This window comes from Candidatus Omnitrophota bacterium, assembly GCA_041650805.1.
Taxonomy (GTDB): Bacteria; Omnitrophota; Gorgyraeia; order 2-01-FULL-45-10; family 2-01-FULL-45-10; genus JBAZKM01.
In genome coordinates, this window is sequence record JBAZKM010000008.1 from 17,542 (window position 1) to 33,187 (window position 15,646).

Below are 15,646 nucleotides of genomic sequence, written 5' to 3' on the forward strand. Positions count from 1 at the left end.
CTCCTTGTTAGCTATCAGCTTTCAGCTGTCAGCTATCAGCAAAAGATCAAAAGCTGATAGCTGCTGAAAGCTGAAGACTGATAGCTGAAAGCTATTTAGATCCCCGCCGCGTCCAATACGAGCGGCACTTTCTTATCCCACCCTATCGGCATTATATGTATGCCCTGACAGAGCGGCTTCAGTTCCTTTATGAGGCGGACGGCTATATCTATGGACGTCGCCGCCTTATCTTTCGTCGTCTCCATCTCCCTGATAAGAGCATCGGGCACGGATACGCCCGCTACGTTCTTATTCATATATTTTGCCATCCCGGCCGATTTCAGAAGGACGATGCCGGCAAATATGGCCGTCTTCAGGTGTTTCGCGCCCTCCAGGAATCTTTTGAACAGCTCCACATCGTATACCGCCTGCGTCTGGAAGAAGAGGGCGCCTGAGGCGATCTTCTTCTCCATCTTTATGATCTCGGGTTCCAGGGGGTCCGCGCCGGGGTTCACGACGGCGCCGGCGCAGAATTTAGGCGTCCCCTTAAGGGGGTTCCCCTTCATGTCCTTCCCCGACTGGAGGGTCCTTATGACCTCCAGGAGCTGTACGGAACCGAGGTCAAAGACCGGCTTCGCTTCGGGATGGTCCCCGAGCGTAGGATAATCCCCTGTGAGGGCCAGGACATTTTCAATGCCCAGGACGGATGCCGATAGGAGGTCCGACTGCAAGGCAAGCCGGTTCCTGTCCCTGCACGTCACCTGGAATATGGGCTCATGGCCGCGTTGTTTCAAGAGATGGCATACGGCCAGGGACCCCAGGCGCATCACCGAGCTCTGGAGGTCGGTGACGTTTATCGCGTCGACCCTCCCCTTTATGAGGTCGGCATCGTCGAGCATCTCTTTGATGTCGATGCCCTTGGGCGGCCCTATTTCGCTCGTTACGATAAATTTCCCGGCCTTTACCTTGTCGCAGAAGGTCATTTTTGCCTCGCCCCGGCCTGGCTCTTGTACAGCTCGACCGTATTGCGCATCAGGATCGTGGTCGTTAAAGGGCCGACGCCGCCCGGGACAGGCGTTATGGACCCCGCCCTTTGCGACGCGGCTTCGAACTCTACGTCCCCGACTATCTTATCGCCCACGCGGTTTATACCAACGTCCACTACGACAGCGCCCTCTTTCACCCATTCGCCCTTTATCAGGCCCGCCTTCCCTACCGCCACTACGAGTATCTCGCCGCGCTTCACGTGGTCGGCCAGGACACCGCGCTCGCCCGTTGCTATATGGCACACGGTGGTGGTGACAAATTTGTTCAGGAGCATCAGAGAGAGGGGTTTGCCTACTATCTCCGAATGGCCCACTATGACCGCCTCTTTGCCGTAAAGCTTCATCCCGGTCGACTCCAGCAGTTCCATGACAGCCATAGCCGTGCATGGCCCGACCTTATAATTCCCGAGGGTTATCCTCCCCAGGTTCTCGGGATGCATCCCCTCCGCGTCCTTCTCCGGTGAAATGAGGTTGACCAACCCCTTGGCGTCTATCCCCTTCGGGACGGGGAGCTGGAGTATGACGGCGGTGACCGTTTCGTCCCTGTTAAGGTCCCCTATCAGCCGTTCGGCCTCGGGTCCCGTTACCATGCCGGGTATCACTTTCAACTCGTACTCTATTCCGAGCCCTTCCGCGACCTTCTTCTGCGCCTTTACATATACCGCGGAAGACGCATTCTCGCCTATCTGGACCGCGACCAGCTTCGGGCCCCGGCCGTACTTTGCCTTGAGTTCGGCGACCTCTTTCGCCAGCGATCCTTTTATCTTCTCAGCTATAGGCTTCCCTTCTAAAAGCGTCGACATCTCATTCTCCTTATTTCGATATTACGTCCTCGCACCTTTCCAGTATCTCCTCTTTCAGACGCTTCATCTCTCCCTCCAGAGGCGACAGAGACCTGTGGACCGTGCCTATGTAGGCCGTATCCTTCATGTATTTGAGGTTGATATAGACATTGAACTTTGCGGAGAGGAACGCCCCCTCAAGCATTATTGCCGCGATCGCCGTGTCTGTGACGAGGTTCTTGTTCCCGCTCTCCGCAAGCACCCCGCACAGCCTGAGGCATTCCGATGCTATCTTACATATCTCGAACGGGACGGCCGCCGCCTCTTTATAGGCCTTCTCCAGTTCCGGCGAATTTTTCTGGAGCGTCTTCATCGCGTTCGACAGCTTTCCGTACGCCTCGACATCCCGGTCCACCAGCTCTTCGAGCTCGTCCCGAAAATTCCCTGCCTTTACCAGGAGGTCCGCTATCTTCTTCTCGGCATCCTTATATTTCGGGTTCCCAACGGTATAGTTGGCGACCATAGAGATGAGCGCGACACCCGTTGCCGCGCTCAACGCCGCGGCACTCCCGCCCCCGGGAGCCGGTTTCCGCGCCGCGAGGTCATCGAGATACGTCTTTATCGATCTTTCGATGTACATATCATATCCCCTTTATATTTCCTTTGGAGTCGATGCCCACCTTCTCGCCCAGCGGCCGGGACGGTAAACTCGGCATCGTCATTATATTCCCGCACAGAGGCGAGATGAACCCCGCACCCGCAAAGAGGCGCGCGCCCCGGACGGGCAGGTCAAAATGGCGGGGCCGTCCTTTGAGGGAAGGGTCGTGCGAAAGGGAGAGGTGCGTCTTGGCCATGCATACGGGGAATCTTCCAAAGCCCAGCCCTTCCCAGAGCGCGATATCCGATTCGGCAACGGCTCCGTACTGGACGCTCCTGGCCCCGTACATCTTCTTTGCTATCGTCTCTATCTTATCCTTTATCGGGAGGCCGGCAGGATATAAAAATCTGAAATTCCGCCTGGCGCCGCTCGCCCTGACGACCGCCTCCGCCAGCTCGATCCCGCCCCCGGAACCATGACGGTAAAGCTCGCTCACCGCGCAGGCGAAAGCGCCGGCGGCGCCGGAACGCCTCTTCACGGTCTCGATCTCCCGTTTCGTATCGCTCCCGAACCTGTTTATGGCCACAACGCACGGTATGCCGAACGTCTTTACATTCTCTATCTGCTTTTCCAGGTTTGCGCATCCTTCTTCAAGGGCACCTATATCCTCTTTCAGGAGACCCTTATCGAGAGGCCTGCCGGGCGAGACCTTGAAACGGCCCGAATGCGCCTTCAGTGCCCTTACGGAGGAGACGAGAACGGCTACATCCGGGACGAGGCGTCCGTATCTGCACTTTATATCGAAGAACTTCTCGGCCCCGCAATCTACCCCGAAACCGGATTCTGTAACGACAAAATCGGCCGTCTTGAGCGCTATCTTATCGGCGATAACGGAACTGTTCCCGTGCAGTATATTCGCGAACGGGCCCGCGTGTATTAGGCACGGTGTATGCTCAAGCGTCTGTACGAGCGTCGGCTTTATGGCGTCCTTCAGGAGGGCCGTCATAGCGCCGGCCACCTTGAGGTCGGCGCAGGTCACGGGCTCCCCATCTTCTGTAAGGGCCACCACTATCTTGGAGATACGCCTGTAAAGCTCCGGCAATGAATCGGCGAGCGCAAGTATGGCCATGATCTCGCTCGCCGCCGTAATGTCGAACCTGGAGGAGCGCTCGATGCCCGATTCGCCTCCGCCAACGCCCACCCTGACATGTCTCAGTGACCGGTCGCTTACGTCGACCACCCTGTCCCAGAATATACGCTCCCTGTCTATGCCGAGTTTGTTGCCCCTGTAAATATGGTTATCGAGGAACGCGGCCAGCAGGTTGTGGGCCGCCGTCACGGCATGGAAATCGCCGGTCAGGTGCAGGCTTATGTCGTCCCTCGGGACGACCTGGGAGAGCCCGCCGCCGGTCCCGCCGCCCTTTATGCCGAATAGAGGCCCGAGCGACGACTGCCTTATCGTAGAGACGGACCTCCTGCCCAGACGGTTCAGGGCCATCGAGAGGCCTATGGTGGTAACGGTCTTACCTTCGCCGAGAGGCGTCGGGGTGATCCCCGTCACCACTACGTAGGTGCCCGTTTTACGGGAAGCGGTCTTATCCAGGATCTCAAGCGAGACCTTGGCTTTATATCTGCCGCAGGGCTCGAGATATCTCTTCCCTATGCCTGATGCGGAGGCGATCGACTCTATAGGTTTCAATACGGCTCTTCGCGCGATCTCGTGATCTTTCATATGATATTATATTAAGGTAATCATTTTATTATAAAGTCACAGATGGGTCAACAGAATTTACTTGGCTAGACAATCCCTGACAGGCCTGAATGAGCGGCGGTGGATCGGTGAGGGGCCGTGTGCCTTAAGGCTCTCTTTGTGGGCGCGGGTGGGATACCCTTTATGTCTCGAAAAACCGTACTGCGGGTATACCCTGTCGTATTCGACCATTAGACGGTCTCTTGTGACCTTGGCGACTATTGAGGCGGCGGCTATTGATAAACTCTTGGAATCGCCCGAGACGATGCATCGGGAACCGCAGCGGGACCTTATCTTCATGTTGCCGTCAACGAGGATGTAATCCGGAGGGACTGACAGATTGGCCAGGGCGATCTCCATCGCCTTCATGGTGGCCCGGTAGATATTTATGTCATCGATCGTCTTCTCGTCCACTATCCCGACGCCGACAACGGATTTTTCCAGGATCTCCCGGTAGGCCCTCTCCCGCTGTGCGGAAGAGAGTTTTTTTGAATCATTCACCGTCGTCCTGAGGTCGAAGTCCTTCAGGATGACTGCGCCTGCGACGACAGGCCCGGCCAGCGGGCCGCGGCCGGCTTCGTCGATACCGGCTATCGACTTATAGCCTGCCCTATTTAGACGCTTCTCCTGCAGGAGCAGTCGGTGTCTCAGGAGACGCCGGCGCGCCTGACTCCGCGTGCTCGATCTTCTCTTCAACTCTGGTCGCCTTCCCGATCTTCTTTTTAAGGTAGTACAGCTTCGCCCTTCTGACATCGCCCTTTTTGGCAAGACGGATGCTATCGATCGAAGGCGAATGTAACGGGAGGACAAGCTCCACCCCTTCTCCGTAGGATATCTTCCTGACGGTTATCGTCTCGTTCAGGCCTGAGCCCTGGCGCCCGATCAGTATCCCCTCGAACGTCTGGATCCTGGACTTCCCTTCCTCGACGATCTTAAGCTGGACGTCTAAAGTGTCGCCGATGTTGAAAGCGCCAATATCTTTCTTCATATATTTCGCTTCCATCAATTTGATGAGTTTATGCATGTTTTTCATCCTTTCTATTACTTGCCTCTTGACCCTTTATCCTCAGTAGATCGGGTCTTCGCTCTCTGGTACGTTCAGTCGCTTCTCTCTTCCGCCATTCCGCTATCTTCTTATGGTCGCCGCTTATCAATATATCGGGGACCTTCATACCCTTGAACTCCGCAGGACGCGTATACTGCGGATATTCCAACAGTCCGCTCTCGAACGACTCGTCCTTGACCGACTCATTATGCCCGAGGACTCCCGGGATGAGCCGCACTATAGAATCTATAAGGACGAGCGCCGGCAGCTCTCCGCATGTCAATATATAATCGCCTATCGATATCTCCTCGTCGGCAAACCCGCGTATCCGCTCGTCAAAACCTTCGTAGTGCCCGCAGACGAGGATGATCCGTTTGTATCGCGCGAGCCGCTTCACCGCCTTCTGTTCCAGCTTCTTCCCCTGCGGCGTCAACAATACTACCCGACACCCTATACCCGATACCCTATACCCTTTCTTCAGTTCTCTCAGCGCCCGATACACCGGCTCGACCTTCATCACCATGCCTGCGCCGCCGCCGAACGGCTTATCGTCAGCCGTCCTGTGCGCGTCATCCGTCCAGTCGCGCAGGTTATGGACCTTTATCGCAACGAGCCGTTTCGCCTGGGCCCTCTTCAGCATCGATTCGCCCAGGATATTCGGGAACATGGCCGGGAAGAGCGTCAGGACGTCTATCCGCATCATGGGATACGCCTTACTTTTTCGCCGCCGGCTTCTTGATCCCCTGCTTCTTCAAAAGCGTCGCCACTATAGGCGTCGGCACGGCGCCCACACCGAGCCAGTATTCCGCGCGCTCTTTATCCACCCTCACCGTTGCCGGGTCGGTCTTCGGATCGTAGGAGCCGAGTATCTCTATCGATTTGCTGTCCCTGGCCCTGCGCTTGTCCATGACGACGATCTTGTGGGCCGGCTTCTTCTTCGCCCCGATCCTCTTAAGTCGTATTACTGCTGGCATTTTTCCTCCTCGTTATAAACTAGTGGTCTATAGTCCATGGTCCATAGTCCACGGTAAAAATTAACTGTGGACCGTTGACGGTGGACTATTTATCTTTTTCCCTCCACACCTTCGCGCCTAAACTCGTCAGCTTCTCCTCAAGCTTCTCGTATCCCCTGTCAAGGTGGTATATCCTCTGGACTTCGGTCCTGCCCTTCGCTACGAGCCCCGCCAGTACGAGAGCGGCGGAGGCCCTCAGGTCGGAGGCCATTACCGGCGCACCGCTCAGGTTCCTGACGCCCTTCACGATGGCGGTCGGCCCTTCAAGTATTATGTCGGCCCCCATCCTGCCCAGTTCGCTTATATGTATGAACCTGTCCGGATATATCTTCTCCGTGATGACGCTTATCCCGTCCGTCACAGCCATCAAACTCATGACCTGCGCCTGCATGTCCGTGGGAAATCCCGGGAACGGGAGCGTCGTCACGTCCACCGGCTTCAGCTTCCTCACGTACCGCGCGCGGAAACCGTTAGGCACCTTCTTTATATCGAGCCCCGCCTCGGTCAGTTTGTCGACAAGCGCCATCAGGTGCTCAAGCTTCGCGTTCTTGAGCGTTATATCCCCTTTTGTGATGGCCGCCGCCACCATATAAGTGCCGGCCTCTATCCTGTCCGATATGACGTCGTGCTCGGCGCCGTGCAGCCGTTTGACCCCTTCGATGATGATCCTGTGCGTGCCGTAACCCTTTATCTTCGCACCCATCCTGACAAGGAATGTGGCAAGGTCCACCACCTCCGGCTCGCACGCCGCGTTCTCTATGACAGTGATGCCCTTCGTGAGCGTAGCGGCGGTCATTATATTATCCGTCGCGAGGACGCTCGAACCGAAGTGGCCGCCAAGGTATACGGTCGTCCCCCGCATCCTGCTGCCGTCGGCTATGATGTAACCCGCCTCGACCTTTATCTTCGCGCCCAGGGCCTTGAGCCCCTTGAGATGCAGGTCTATCGGCCTCGGGCCTATGACACAGCCGCCCGGGAAAGAGACCTCCGCATACTTCTGTTTCGCGAGCAGCGGTCCCAGGACGCAGATCGACGCTCGCATCGTGCTCACGAGCTCGTAAGGCGCGCGGCTCTTCCTGTATCCTGCCGGCTCGACCGCTATCCTGTCGCGGTCCTGCTGGACCCTGACATCGAAGTTCTTCAGGATCTTCAGCATCGTCGACATATCCCGGAGCGCCGGTATATTCCTCACCACCGACTTATCATCCGTGAGGAGCGTCGCCGCCAGGATAGGCAGGCACGCGTTCTTTGCCCCGCTTATAGTTACCGTGCCTTCAAGCCGCCTGCCGCCTTCTACTAACAGCTTATCCATTTAAGAGTGAGCACCCTCTCTATCCCGTTATGGTCTTTTACGATATCCACCGGCTCATACCGGCCGCGCTCTTTTGCGATACCCAGTATCCCGTCGAGTTGGCCGTAGCCTATCTCGAAGACGATGAGACCGTCCCGTTTAAGATGGCGCGGGCCGTCCCTCAATATTTTGCGATAAAAATCGAGGCCGTCCTCCCCGCCGTCTATGGCTATGCGCGGCTCCTGCAACACCTCTCTCTGGAGACCGTCAAACTCGCGGCGCGCGACATATGGCGGATTTGAGACCACGATGTCGAACTCGCCTTCTATATCGTCAAAGAGGTCGCTCTTTACGAACTCTATCTTCTCCCTTACGCCGAAGCGTCCGGCATTGAGCTGGGCCACAGCCAGCGCCTCTTCCGATATGTCGGAAGCGATTATTTTACATTGAGTTACGCTTTTTGTCAAAGCAATTGCTATGTTCCCGGATCCTGTGCAGAGGTCGAGCAACCGTGGACTGTGGACTATGGACTGTGGACCTTTCAATATATCTATCACCCGCCCTACAACAAGCTCCGTCTCCGGCCTCGGAATGAGCACGCGTTCATCCACGACAAGATCGAGACCGCAGAACTCGGTCCTCCCTATTATATACTGGATAGGCGTAAAAGGTTTTACCGTAGCTATCATCTCGAGGCCGCCAGTCTCATCTTCTTCTCTTCCGCCTTCAGGGCATCTATGATATCGTCCAATCCCCCCTCGAGCACCTCTTCGAGGTTATGGACGGTCAACCCGATCCTGTGGTCGGTCACGCGCCTGTCCGGGAAGTTGAACGTCCTTATCTTCTCCGACCTGTCGCCGGAACCCACCTGGGCCTTCCGTGAGGCCGATATCTTCTTATCGTGCTCTTCTCTCTTCATGTCGAAGAGCCGGGCTCTCAGCACACGCATCGCCTTCGCCTTATTCTTGAGTTGGGACCTCTCGTCCTGGCACGTGACGACCATCCCCGTGGGGAGATATGTAATGCGCACGGCCGAATCTGTCCTGTTGACGCCCTGGCCGCCCTTGCCGCCTGCCCTGAAGACGTCGATCCTGATATCTTCGGGACGTATCTCCATCTCTACATCCTCCGCCTCCGGCAGGACGCAGACGGTCGCGGCAGACGTATGTATCCTCCCGCTCGCTTCCGTCTCCGGGACCCGCTGCACCCTGTGGGTGCCGCTCTCGAACTTAAGCCGTCCGTATGCCATCTTCCCGGATATCGAAAATATTACTTCCTTGTAGCCGCCCTTTTCCGTGGTGCTCGCGTCGATCGGTTCCACCTTCCATCCCTTTTTGGCGGCATACTTCGAGTACATGCGCAGGAGGTCCGCCGCGAAGAGGCTCGCCTCCAGCCCCCCGGTGCCGGCGCGTATCTCCATTATGATATTCCTGTCGCCGTCCGATTCTCCCTCGAGCATCATATCCTCTATCCTGGCGGCCGACTCCTTCAATTTTTTCTCCAGATGGTGCCTCTCCTCTTCGGCCAGCACAAGGTACTCCTTATCGTGCGTCTTCTCGTGCAGCACCTTGACCAGGTCCCTGAGGTCATGGGAGATCTTCAGATATTCCCTGTACTCCTCCACGACGGGAGTTATACCGGAAAGCTCTTTCGCATACCTCTGATACTCAGCCGTATTCCCTATGACCTTCGGATCGGCCACAAGACGGTGGAGCTCTTCGTAGCGCCTGCTCTTGTCTTCCAGCACCTTCTCGAACATGATCTATTGGCCCTTGGCCCCTTCCGCTCCGGGTGATGCCGGTTCCGCGGGTGCCGGCGGTTCTGCCGGCGCCTGGGCCTCCGGTGCCGCCGCTTCGGCGGCCTTCCCCTTCGCCTTCTTCGACTTCACCTTGCCGGCGTACCTCTTGGCGAACTTCTCGACCCTCCCGGCCGAATCTATCAGCTTCTGCTTGCCCGTGAAGAACGGGTGGCACTCGGAACATATATCCACGTGGATATTCTGTTTCGTCGAGCGGGTATGTATCGTCGCGCCGCATACGCACGTTATAGTCGTCTCTTTATATTGCGGGTGTATCTTCTCTTTCACGTCTTCCTCCTTGTTTCGCTCTCTTTACTTATTCATGCTCATCAGGAACTCGGCGTTCGTCTTCGACTTCGACAACTTCTCTATCAGAAGCTGCATCGCCTCGTCTGTATTAAGCTCATTCAGGACCTTCCTCATGAGCCATATCCTTTTCAATTCGTCTTCGTGGACCAGTAGCTCTTCCTTCCTGGTGTTGGAACGTTTTATGTCTATGGCCGGGTATATCCTCTTCTGGAAGAGGTTCCTGTCGAGCTGCAACTCCATGTTGCCCGTCCCTTTGAACTCTTCGAATATGACCTCGTCCATCCTAGAACCGGTGTCCACAAGCGCCGTCGCTATGATCGTCAGGCTCCCGCCCTCCTCGATGTTCCTGGCGGCTCCCAGGAACCTCTTCGGTTTCTGGAGCGCGTTGGAATCGACTCCGCCGGAGAGTATCTTGCCCGAATGCGGGACGCAGGCATTGTATGCGCGCGCAAGGCGGGTGATGGAATCGAGCAGTATCACGACGTCCTTCTTGCACTCCACAAGGCGCTTCGCCTTCTCGAGGACTATCTCGGCGACCTGTATATGGCGCTCGGCCGGCTCGTCGAACGTCGAGCTTATGACCTCGCCTTTGACCGACCTCTGCATGTCCGTCACTTCCTCCGGCCGCTCGTCGATGAGCAGCACTATAAGGACCGCTTCGGGATAGTTGGTGGTGACGGCGTTCGCGAACTTCTGCAGCAGGACCGTCTTCCCGCTGTACGGCGGGGCCACGATCATGCCGCGCTGCCCTTTGCCGACCGGTGTCAGGAGGTCCATGATGCGCATGGAGACCTCCTGGGGTTTCGTCTCGAGCAGGAACCGTTCGTTCGGATAGAGCGGCGTCAGGTTGTCGAAGAGCGTCTTCTCCTTCGCCTCATCGGGGTTCTCGAAATTGACCGCCTCGACCTTGAGCATCGCGAAGTAGCGCTCTCCCTCTTTCGGCGGCCGTATCTGGCCGCTGACGGTGTCTCCGGTCTGCAGGCCGAACTTGCGGATCTGGGACGGCGATATGTATATATCGTCCGGCCCGGGCAGATAGTTATAGTCCGGGCTCCTCAGGAACCCGAACCCGTCGGGGAGTATCTCCAGGACGCCCTTCCCGAATATGAGCCCCTCCTTTTCGGTCTTCGCCTGCAGGAGCTTGAATATCAGGTCCTGCTTCTTGAGGCCGCTTATACCGTTTACGTTCAACTCCTTGGCAAGCTTGGTCAATTCCGCAATGCTCATCGCCTTAAGATCTGCTATCTCCATACCTTCCTCACTTTCCTCCATAGTTTCATTATCTGCTTCCTCGTTTCGGATCTCGTACCGCTGTTATCTATCACGAGATCCGCCATCTCTATCTTCCTCTGAAGCGGCATCTGGCTCCGTATCCGCTTCGTTATTTCCGTTTCCGTCATGCCGAACTTCTTCGCGCACCGCTCTATCTGCGCCTTCCTCGATGCCTTAACCACGATGAGCATATCGACAAGCCCTGTAAGGCGCGCCTCGATAAGGAGCGGCGCGTCGATCACCTTTATCCTTTTCCCGGCGGAGATCCTCTCCTTTATCCGGCTCGTGACGACCGGATGCACTATCCTGTTGAGCAGGGCCAGCTTACCCGGGTTACCGAAAACGATACCGGCCAATCTCTTCCTGTCGATATCCCCGTTCCGGCCCAGTATCTCTTTCCCGAAAAGGCGCACGGTCTTTTTATAGGCCGGCGACCCTTTCTTAAGCGCCCTGTGCGCTATCCTGTCGGCATCTATGACATCCGCGCCGAGACGCCTGAATACGGAGGCGGCGAACGTCTTCCCGGTGCCGAAGCTTCCCGTAAGGCCTATCGTCTTCATTTCGCCTTCATGCCGGTGTAAAGGTCCGCGTAAGTCCTGGCCGAGCTGGCCCATGAGAAATCGAGCGCCATAGCCCGCTGCACAAGCTCCGCCCACAGCTCCTTGTCCCTGTAAACGGTCAGCGCCTTCTTTATGGCGTCGAAGAAGTCCTCGTGCTTATAGTTGGTGAACGTGAACCCGTTGCCGCTGCCGGACCTCGGGCTGAACTCCTCTACGCTGTCCTTCAACCCGCCCGTCTGCCGGACTATAGGTATCGTGCCGTACCTGAAGCTGATCATCTGGCTCAGGCCGCACGGTTCATACTTCGACGGCATCAGGAAGAGGTCGCTCGCGGCATATATCTTCTGGGCGAGCGTCGCGTCGAAGCGCAGATTTATCGAAGCGTTCCTCGCGTGTTTCCTTGCCATCTTCTGGAAAAGGACATGATACTTCTGCTCTCCGGTCCCCAGCAGGACGAACTGGACCTTCATCGACAGCAGCTGGTCGATGATCTTAGCCAGGAGGTCCAGCCCTTTCTGGTCCGCAAGGCGCGTGATCAGGCCGATCATCGGGATGTTCCTGTCTATCCTGAGGCCGAGCTCCTTCTGGAGCCCCTCCTTATTGGCGTACTTATCCGATATCTCCCCGGCCGAATATTTTTTGAATATCTTCGTATCGGTCGCCGGGTTCCACGCATCGTAATCGATGCCGTTCAGTATTCCGCATAACGAACTCTCCCGGTTCTTCAGGACCCCCTCAAGGCCGTACCCGAACTCTCTGGTGAGTATCTCCCTGGCGTATGTTGGGCTCACCGTCGAGATCCGGTCCGAGTAGACCATGCCTGCCTTCATCAGGTTGACCTTGTCGTAGAATTCGAAATAGTTTATATGGAAAAGGACCCAGTCGAGGCCTATCTTAGGGTACTCCTCTTTCGGGAAGATCCCCTGGTATGCAAGATTGTGTATGGTGAAGAGCGTCTTCGTTCCGGCAAAGAACGGGTCGTACTTATATAACGTATTGAGGTAGACGGGGACGAGCGCCGTCTGCCAGTCATTGCAATGTATGATGTCCGGCCTGAACCCCTCGCGCAGGGACCGTTCCAGCACCTCCCGGGAGAAGAAGGCGAACCGGTCCAGGTTATCGCCGTAGTCGCCGAACTTATCACCGTACAGCTCAGGCCTTTTATAATAGTCGTCGTTACGGACGAAGTACACCTTCACGGACTTGCCTATGGTCGTCTCATCGCCCTTCACCTTTATCGAAGCGTACCCGGGCATTATGACCCTGACGTCTACACCGAGCGCTTCCAGCGCGAGCGGCAGGCTCCCCGCGACATCCGCCAGGCCTCCCGTCTTCGCGAACGGCGCCACTTCACTGGACGCCAGCAGAACTTTCAACTTCTCCATTATACCCCCTCCATATCCAGCCAGTTTTTACCGGCCTCGACATGCGCCTCGACCGGGACATCCAATTTTATGACATTCTCCATCCCATCCCTTATGACAGGAAGGACATCATCGAGCTCTCTCTTCGGGACGTCGAAGACGAGCTCATCGTGCACCTGCATGACCATGGCGCTAGACGGGTTCTTCTTCTCCAGCCGCTCGTGTATCGCTATCATGGCTACCTTTATTATATCGGCGGCGGAACCCTGGATCGGCGTATTTATGGCGGTCCTCTCTGCGAACTGCCTGAGGCGCATATCGCGGCTATTGATCTCGGGTATGTACCTGCGCCTGCCGAGTATCGTGGTCACGAAGCCGTTCTCCCGCGCGTACCCTATCAAACCTTCGAGGTATTCCCGAACGTCCGGGTAGCGCTCGAAATACGCGTCTATGAACTCCTTTGCCTTCTCCACCTCTATGCCGAGCCCCTGTGACAGGCCGTAAGGGCTCATGCCGTATATGATACCGAAATTTACCGTCTTGGCCATATTGCGCATCTCTGTCGTCACTTCGCCCTCCTCCACGCCGAACACAAGATGGGCGGTGAAGGCATGGATGTCTCTCCCCTCCCTGAAAGCGGCCCTCAGGTGCTTATCGCCCGATAGATGGGCCAGCACCCTGAGCTCTATCTGTGAATAGTCGGCCGATATCAGGACCCGGTCCTTGCCGGATGTGATAAAAGCCCGCCGTATCTTCTTCCCTTCGTCCGTCTTTATCGGTATATTCTGCAGGTTCGGCCCGCTCGACGAAAGGCGCCCCGTAGCCGTGACGGTCTGGTTGAATGACGTATGGACCTTTCCCGTAGCCGGGTTTATCAGCTCCGGCAGCGAGTCGACATATGTCGATTTCAGTTTCGCCAGCTCCCTGTACTCCAGGAGGATCTTCGGCAACGCATGTTTTGATGCAAGTTTTGTCAGCACCTCTTCGTCGGTCGATATCCCCGTCTTGGTCCTCTTCACTACGGGGAGCTTCAACTTTTCAAAGAGGACCACGGAGAGCTGCTTCGGCGAATTGACGTTGAACTCCCCTTCGGCAAGCTCATATATCTTTTTTGTCAGCTTCTCCAGTTTCTTATCCATCTCGGCCGAGAGGGTGCCCAGGTACTCCCTGTCGATCGAAACACCGTTCATCTCCATGGTGGCCAGGACCTCTATGAGCGGCACCTCCACATCGTGGAAGAGGCCCGCAAGGTCCTTCTTCGATATCTCCTTCTCCAGCACCTCTTTAAGCCGCAGGGTGACGTCGCTGTCCTCGCAGCAGTAAGCCGAGACCTTATCGACATCCACCTGATCCATCGTGATCGCCTTCTTGCCCTTGCCGATCAGCTCCTCTATGGGCGTCGTCATCCTGTGGTTGAGATATTCGAGCGAGATGTCCTCCAGGTTATGGTTAAGTTTCGACGGGTTCAGGAGGTATGACGCCACCATCGTATCGAACGATATCCCCGCCAGGCGTATCCCGCAGTTCGCGAGGACTATGTATTCATACTTTATATTCTGCCCGATCTTCTTTATCTTCCCGTCTTCGAATAAAGGCTTCAGCTCACCCAGGATATATTCCGGCTCGAGGTCCTTATTGAAAGGGACATAATAGGCCTTGCCCACCTTCCAGGAGAACGATATCCCGACGAGCCGGGCGAGCACCGGGTCCTCGCTCGTCGTTTCGGAATCGAACGCGAACTCTTTCGCGCCCTTCAACTCGGAGACCAGCCTTTCGAACCGTTTCCGGTCATCGACCGTCTCGTAATCCGAATCGAGTTTCTCTTTGGGGGTCGCATCTTTCAGGAGCGACTTGAATTCCAGCTCCCTGAAGAGCTCTACCAGGTTCGGCTGGTCGGGCGCCTTAATTTCCATATCCTTGAAATCTATCTTCAGCGGGACCTCGGTATCGAGCACCGCGAGCTCTTTGCTGAGGCGGGCCATATCTATGTTATCCTTTATCATCTTCCGCTTGGCCTCGCTCTTGACCTTATCGATATTCTTGATGAGCGACTCGAAGTCCCCGAACTCCCTTATCAGCTCTATGGCCCCCTTCTCGCCTATTCCCTTGACGCCGGGGATGTTATCCGTAGGGTCGCCCATGAGGGCCATGATGTCCGTTATACCTTTGGGGCCGACGCCGAAATCTTCTTCGACCTTCCGGGCATCGTAGACAAAACCGTCCTTGTGGGTGCTCAGGACCTTTATGTGCGGGCCCACCATCTGCAGCGCGTCTTTGTCACCGGTCACAATGAACGTATCTATGCCGTGCCCTTCCGCCTTTTTGGCCAGGGTGGCCAGGACATCGTCCGCCTCATATCCCTCTATTTCGTAGATAGGTATATTATAAGCGCGCACCAGCTTCTTTATGTAAGGTATCTGGCTCGCCAGGTCGTCCGGCATCGGTTTGCGGTGTATCTTATACTCGTCAAACCGTTTGTGCCTGAACGTCGGCCCCTTAAGGTCGAATGCGACGGCCAGCATATCGGGCTTATGGTCTTTCACGATCTTGTTGAGCATCGTGATAAAACCGTATATGGCATTCGTAGGCTGGCCTTTGGAATTGGAAAGGGTCCGTATCGCGTAGAACGCCCGGTAACAGAACGAGTTCCCGTCTATCAGGTATAGTTGTTGTTTAGACATCAGCTGGCGAGTTTTCTAGGGATATTGCTTTCGATTGTGTTGAATCAACTTAACGGATATATACGGATATGTTTATCTAGAGGGTTTCCGGTTTGTTTGATATAAGTATACATTAACATATATATTTGTCAAGATAAAAAAGCACTGCATTGGAAAAA

The 15,646-nt window shown here is 55.9% G+C and carries 16 protein-coding genes; all 16 read right to left on the reverse strand.

The window, feature by feature from the left end; all coding sequences use genetic code 11:
- Window positions 1-95: 95 nt before the first annotated feature.
- Window positions 96-962: a methylenetetrahydrofolate reductase gene (locus tag WC515_06615; protein MFA5147025.1), complete on the reverse strand. Its 867-nt coding sequence runs from the start codon at window positions 960-962 to the stop codon at window positions 96-98.
- Window positions 959-1,828, reverse strand: a complete 870-nt coding sequence (locus WC515_06620; protein MFA5147026.1) for a bifunctional 5,10-methylenetetrahydrofolate dehydrogenase/5,10-methenyltetrahydrofolate cyclohydrolase — start codon at window positions 1,826-1,828, stop codon at window positions 959-961. Before WC515_06620 ends, WC515_06615 begins: the two co-directional genes overlap by 4 nt.
- 10 nt (window positions 1,829-1,838) lie before the next feature.
- Window positions 1,839-2,447: a cyclodeaminase/cyclohydrolase family protein gene (locus WC515_06625; protein ID MFA5147027.1), complete on the reverse strand. Its 609-nt coding sequence runs from the start codon at window positions 2,445-2,447 to the stop codon at window positions 1,839-1,841.
- A 1-nt stretch (window position 2,448) separates the two neighbouring features.
- Window positions 2,449-4,137: a formate--tetrahydrofolate ligase gene (locus WC515_06630; protein ID MFA5147028.1), complete on the reverse strand. Its 1,689-nt coding sequence runs from the start codon at window positions 4,135-4,137 to the stop codon at window positions 2,449-2,451.
- A gap of 57 nt (window positions 4,138-4,194) precedes the next feature.
- Window positions 4,195-4,851, reverse strand: a complete 657-nt coding sequence (locus WC515_06635) for a ribonuclease HII (GenBank protein ID MFA5147029.1) — start codon at window positions 4,849-4,851, stop codon at window positions 4,195-4,197.
- Entirely contained in the window at window positions 4,766-5,179 is a 414-nt protein-coding gene (rplS, locus tag WC515_06640; GenBank protein MFA5147030.1) for a 50S ribosomal protein L19, read from the reverse strand. The genes WC515_06635 and rplS overlap by 86 nt, the downstream gene beginning before the upstream one ends.
- Complete coding sequence (gene trmD / locus WC515_06645; protein ID MFA5147031.1) at window positions 5,172-5,903, reverse strand: tRNA (guanosine(37)-N1)-methyltransferase TrmD; 732 nt, start codon at window positions 5,901-5,903, stop codon at window positions 5,172-5,174. The genes rplS and trmD overlap by 8 nt, the downstream gene beginning before the upstream one ends.
- 10 nt (window positions 5,904-5,913) lie before the next feature.
- Complete coding sequence (gene rpsP / locus WC515_06650) at window positions 5,914-6,174, reverse strand: 30S ribosomal protein S16 (protein ID MFA5147032.1); 261 nt, start codon at window positions 6,172-6,174, stop codon at window positions 5,914-5,916.
- An 85-nt stretch (window positions 6,175-6,259) separates the two neighbouring features.
- Window positions 6,260-7,525, reverse strand: a complete 1,266-nt coding sequence (murA, locus tag WC515_06655; protein MFA5147033.1) for a UDP-N-acetylglucosamine 1-carboxyvinyltransferase — start codon at window positions 7,523-7,525, stop codon at window positions 6,260-6,262.
- Window positions 7,510-8,193, reverse strand: coding sequence for a peptide chain release factor N(5)-glutamine methyltransferase (gene prmC, locus WC515_06660; GenBank protein ID MFA5147034.1), 684 nt, complete (start codon window positions 8,191-8,193; stop codon window positions 7,510-7,512). Before prmC ends, murA begins: the two co-directional genes overlap by 16 nt.
- A complete protein-coding gene (gene prfA, locus WC515_06665; protein MFA5147035.1) occupies window positions 8,190-9,263 on the reverse strand; it encodes a peptide chain release factor 1 in 1,074 nt (357 codons plus the stop codon). The genes prmC and prfA overlap by 4 nt, the downstream gene beginning before the upstream one ends.
- 3 nt (window positions 9,264-9,266) lie before the next feature.
- Window positions 9,267-9,590 carry a 50S ribosomal protein L31 gene (gene rpmE, locus WC515_06670; GenBank protein MFA5147036.1) on the reverse strand — a complete coding sequence of 108 codons (324 nt, stop codon included), beginning with the start codon at window positions 9,588-9,590 and terminating at the stop codon, window positions 9,267-9,269.
- A gap of 24 nt (window positions 9,591-9,614) precedes the next feature.
- Window positions 9,615-10,862: a transcription termination factor Rho gene (gene rho / locus WC515_06675; GenBank protein MFA5147037.1), complete on the reverse strand. Its 1,248-nt coding sequence runs from the start codon at window positions 10,860-10,862 to the stop codon at window positions 9,615-9,617.
- Window positions 10,853-11,443, reverse strand: coding sequence for a dephospho-CoA kinase (coaE, locus tag WC515_06680; protein ID MFA5147038.1), 591 nt, complete (start codon window positions 11,441-11,443; stop codon window positions 10,853-10,855). Before coaE ends, rho begins: the two co-directional genes overlap by 10 nt.
- Window positions 11,440-12,828 carry a glycogen synthase GlgA gene (glgA, locus tag WC515_06685; GenBank protein ID MFA5147039.1) on the reverse strand — a complete coding sequence of 463 codons (1,389 nt, stop codon included), beginning with the start codon at window positions 12,826-12,828 and terminating at the stop codon, window positions 11,440-11,442. The genes coaE and glgA overlap by 4 nt, the downstream gene beginning before the upstream one ends.
- Window positions 12,828-15,488 (reverse strand): DNA polymerase I, encoded by a 2,661-nt coding sequence (gene polA, locus WC515_06690; GenBank protein ID MFA5147040.1) that lies wholly within the window; start codon window positions 15,486-15,488, stop codon window positions 12,828-12,830. Before polA ends, glgA begins: the two co-directional genes overlap by 1 nt.
- Between the last annotated feature and the right edge of the window lie 158 nt (window positions 15,489-15,646).

Coding starts and splice junctions, on each gene's coding strand:
- WC515_06615 (MFA5147025.1), bottom strand. CDS start 962: ATGACCTTCTGCGACAAGGTAAAGGCCGGGAAATTTATCGTAACGAGC.
- WC515_06620 (MFA5147026.1), bottom strand. CDS start 1,828: ATGTCGACGCTTTTAGAAGGGAAGCCTATAGCTGAGAAGATAAAAGGA.
- WC515_06625 (MFA5147027.1), bottom strand. CDS start 2,447: ATGTACATCGAAAGATCGATAAAGACGTATCTCGATGACCTCGCGGCG.
- WC515_06630 (MFA5147028.1), bottom strand. CDS start 4,137: ATGAAAGATCACGAGATCGCGCGAAGAGCCGTATTGAAACCTATAGAG.
- rplS (MFA5147030.1), bottom strand. CDS start 5,179: ATGCATAAACTCATCAAATTGATGGAAGCGAAATATATGAAGAAAGAT.
- trmD (MFA5147031.1), bottom strand. CDS start 5,903: ATGATGCGGATAGACGTCCTGACGCTCTTCCCGGCCATGTTCCCGAAT.
- rpsP (MFA5147032.1), bottom strand. CDS start 6,174: ATGCCAGCAGTAATACGACTTAAGAGGATCGGGGCGAAGAAGAAGCCG.
- murA (MFA5147033.1), bottom strand. CDS start 7,525: ATGGATAAGCTGTTAGTAGAAGGCGGCAGGCGGCTTGAAGGCACGGTA.
- prmC (MFA5147034.1), bottom strand. CDS start 8,193: ATGATAGCTACGGTAAAACCTTTTACGCCTATCCAGTATATAATAGGG.
- prfA (MFA5147035.1), bottom strand. CDS start 9,263: ATGTTCGAGAAGGTGCTGGAAGACAAGAGCAGGCGCTACGAAGAGCTC.
- rho (MFA5147037.1), bottom strand. CDS start 10,862: ATGGAGATAGCAGATCTTAAGGCGATGAGCATTGCGGAATTGACCAAG.
- coaE (MFA5147038.1), bottom strand. CDS start 11,443: ATGAAGACGATAGGCCTTACGGGAAGCTTCGGCACCGGGAAGACGTTC.
- glgA (MFA5147039.1), bottom strand. CDS start 12,828: ATGGAGAAGTTGAAAGTTCTGCTGGCGTCCAGTGAAGTGGCGCCGTTC.
- polA (MFA5147040.1), bottom strand. CDS start 15,488: ATGTCTAAACAACAACTATACCTGATAGACGGGAACTCGTTCTGTTAC.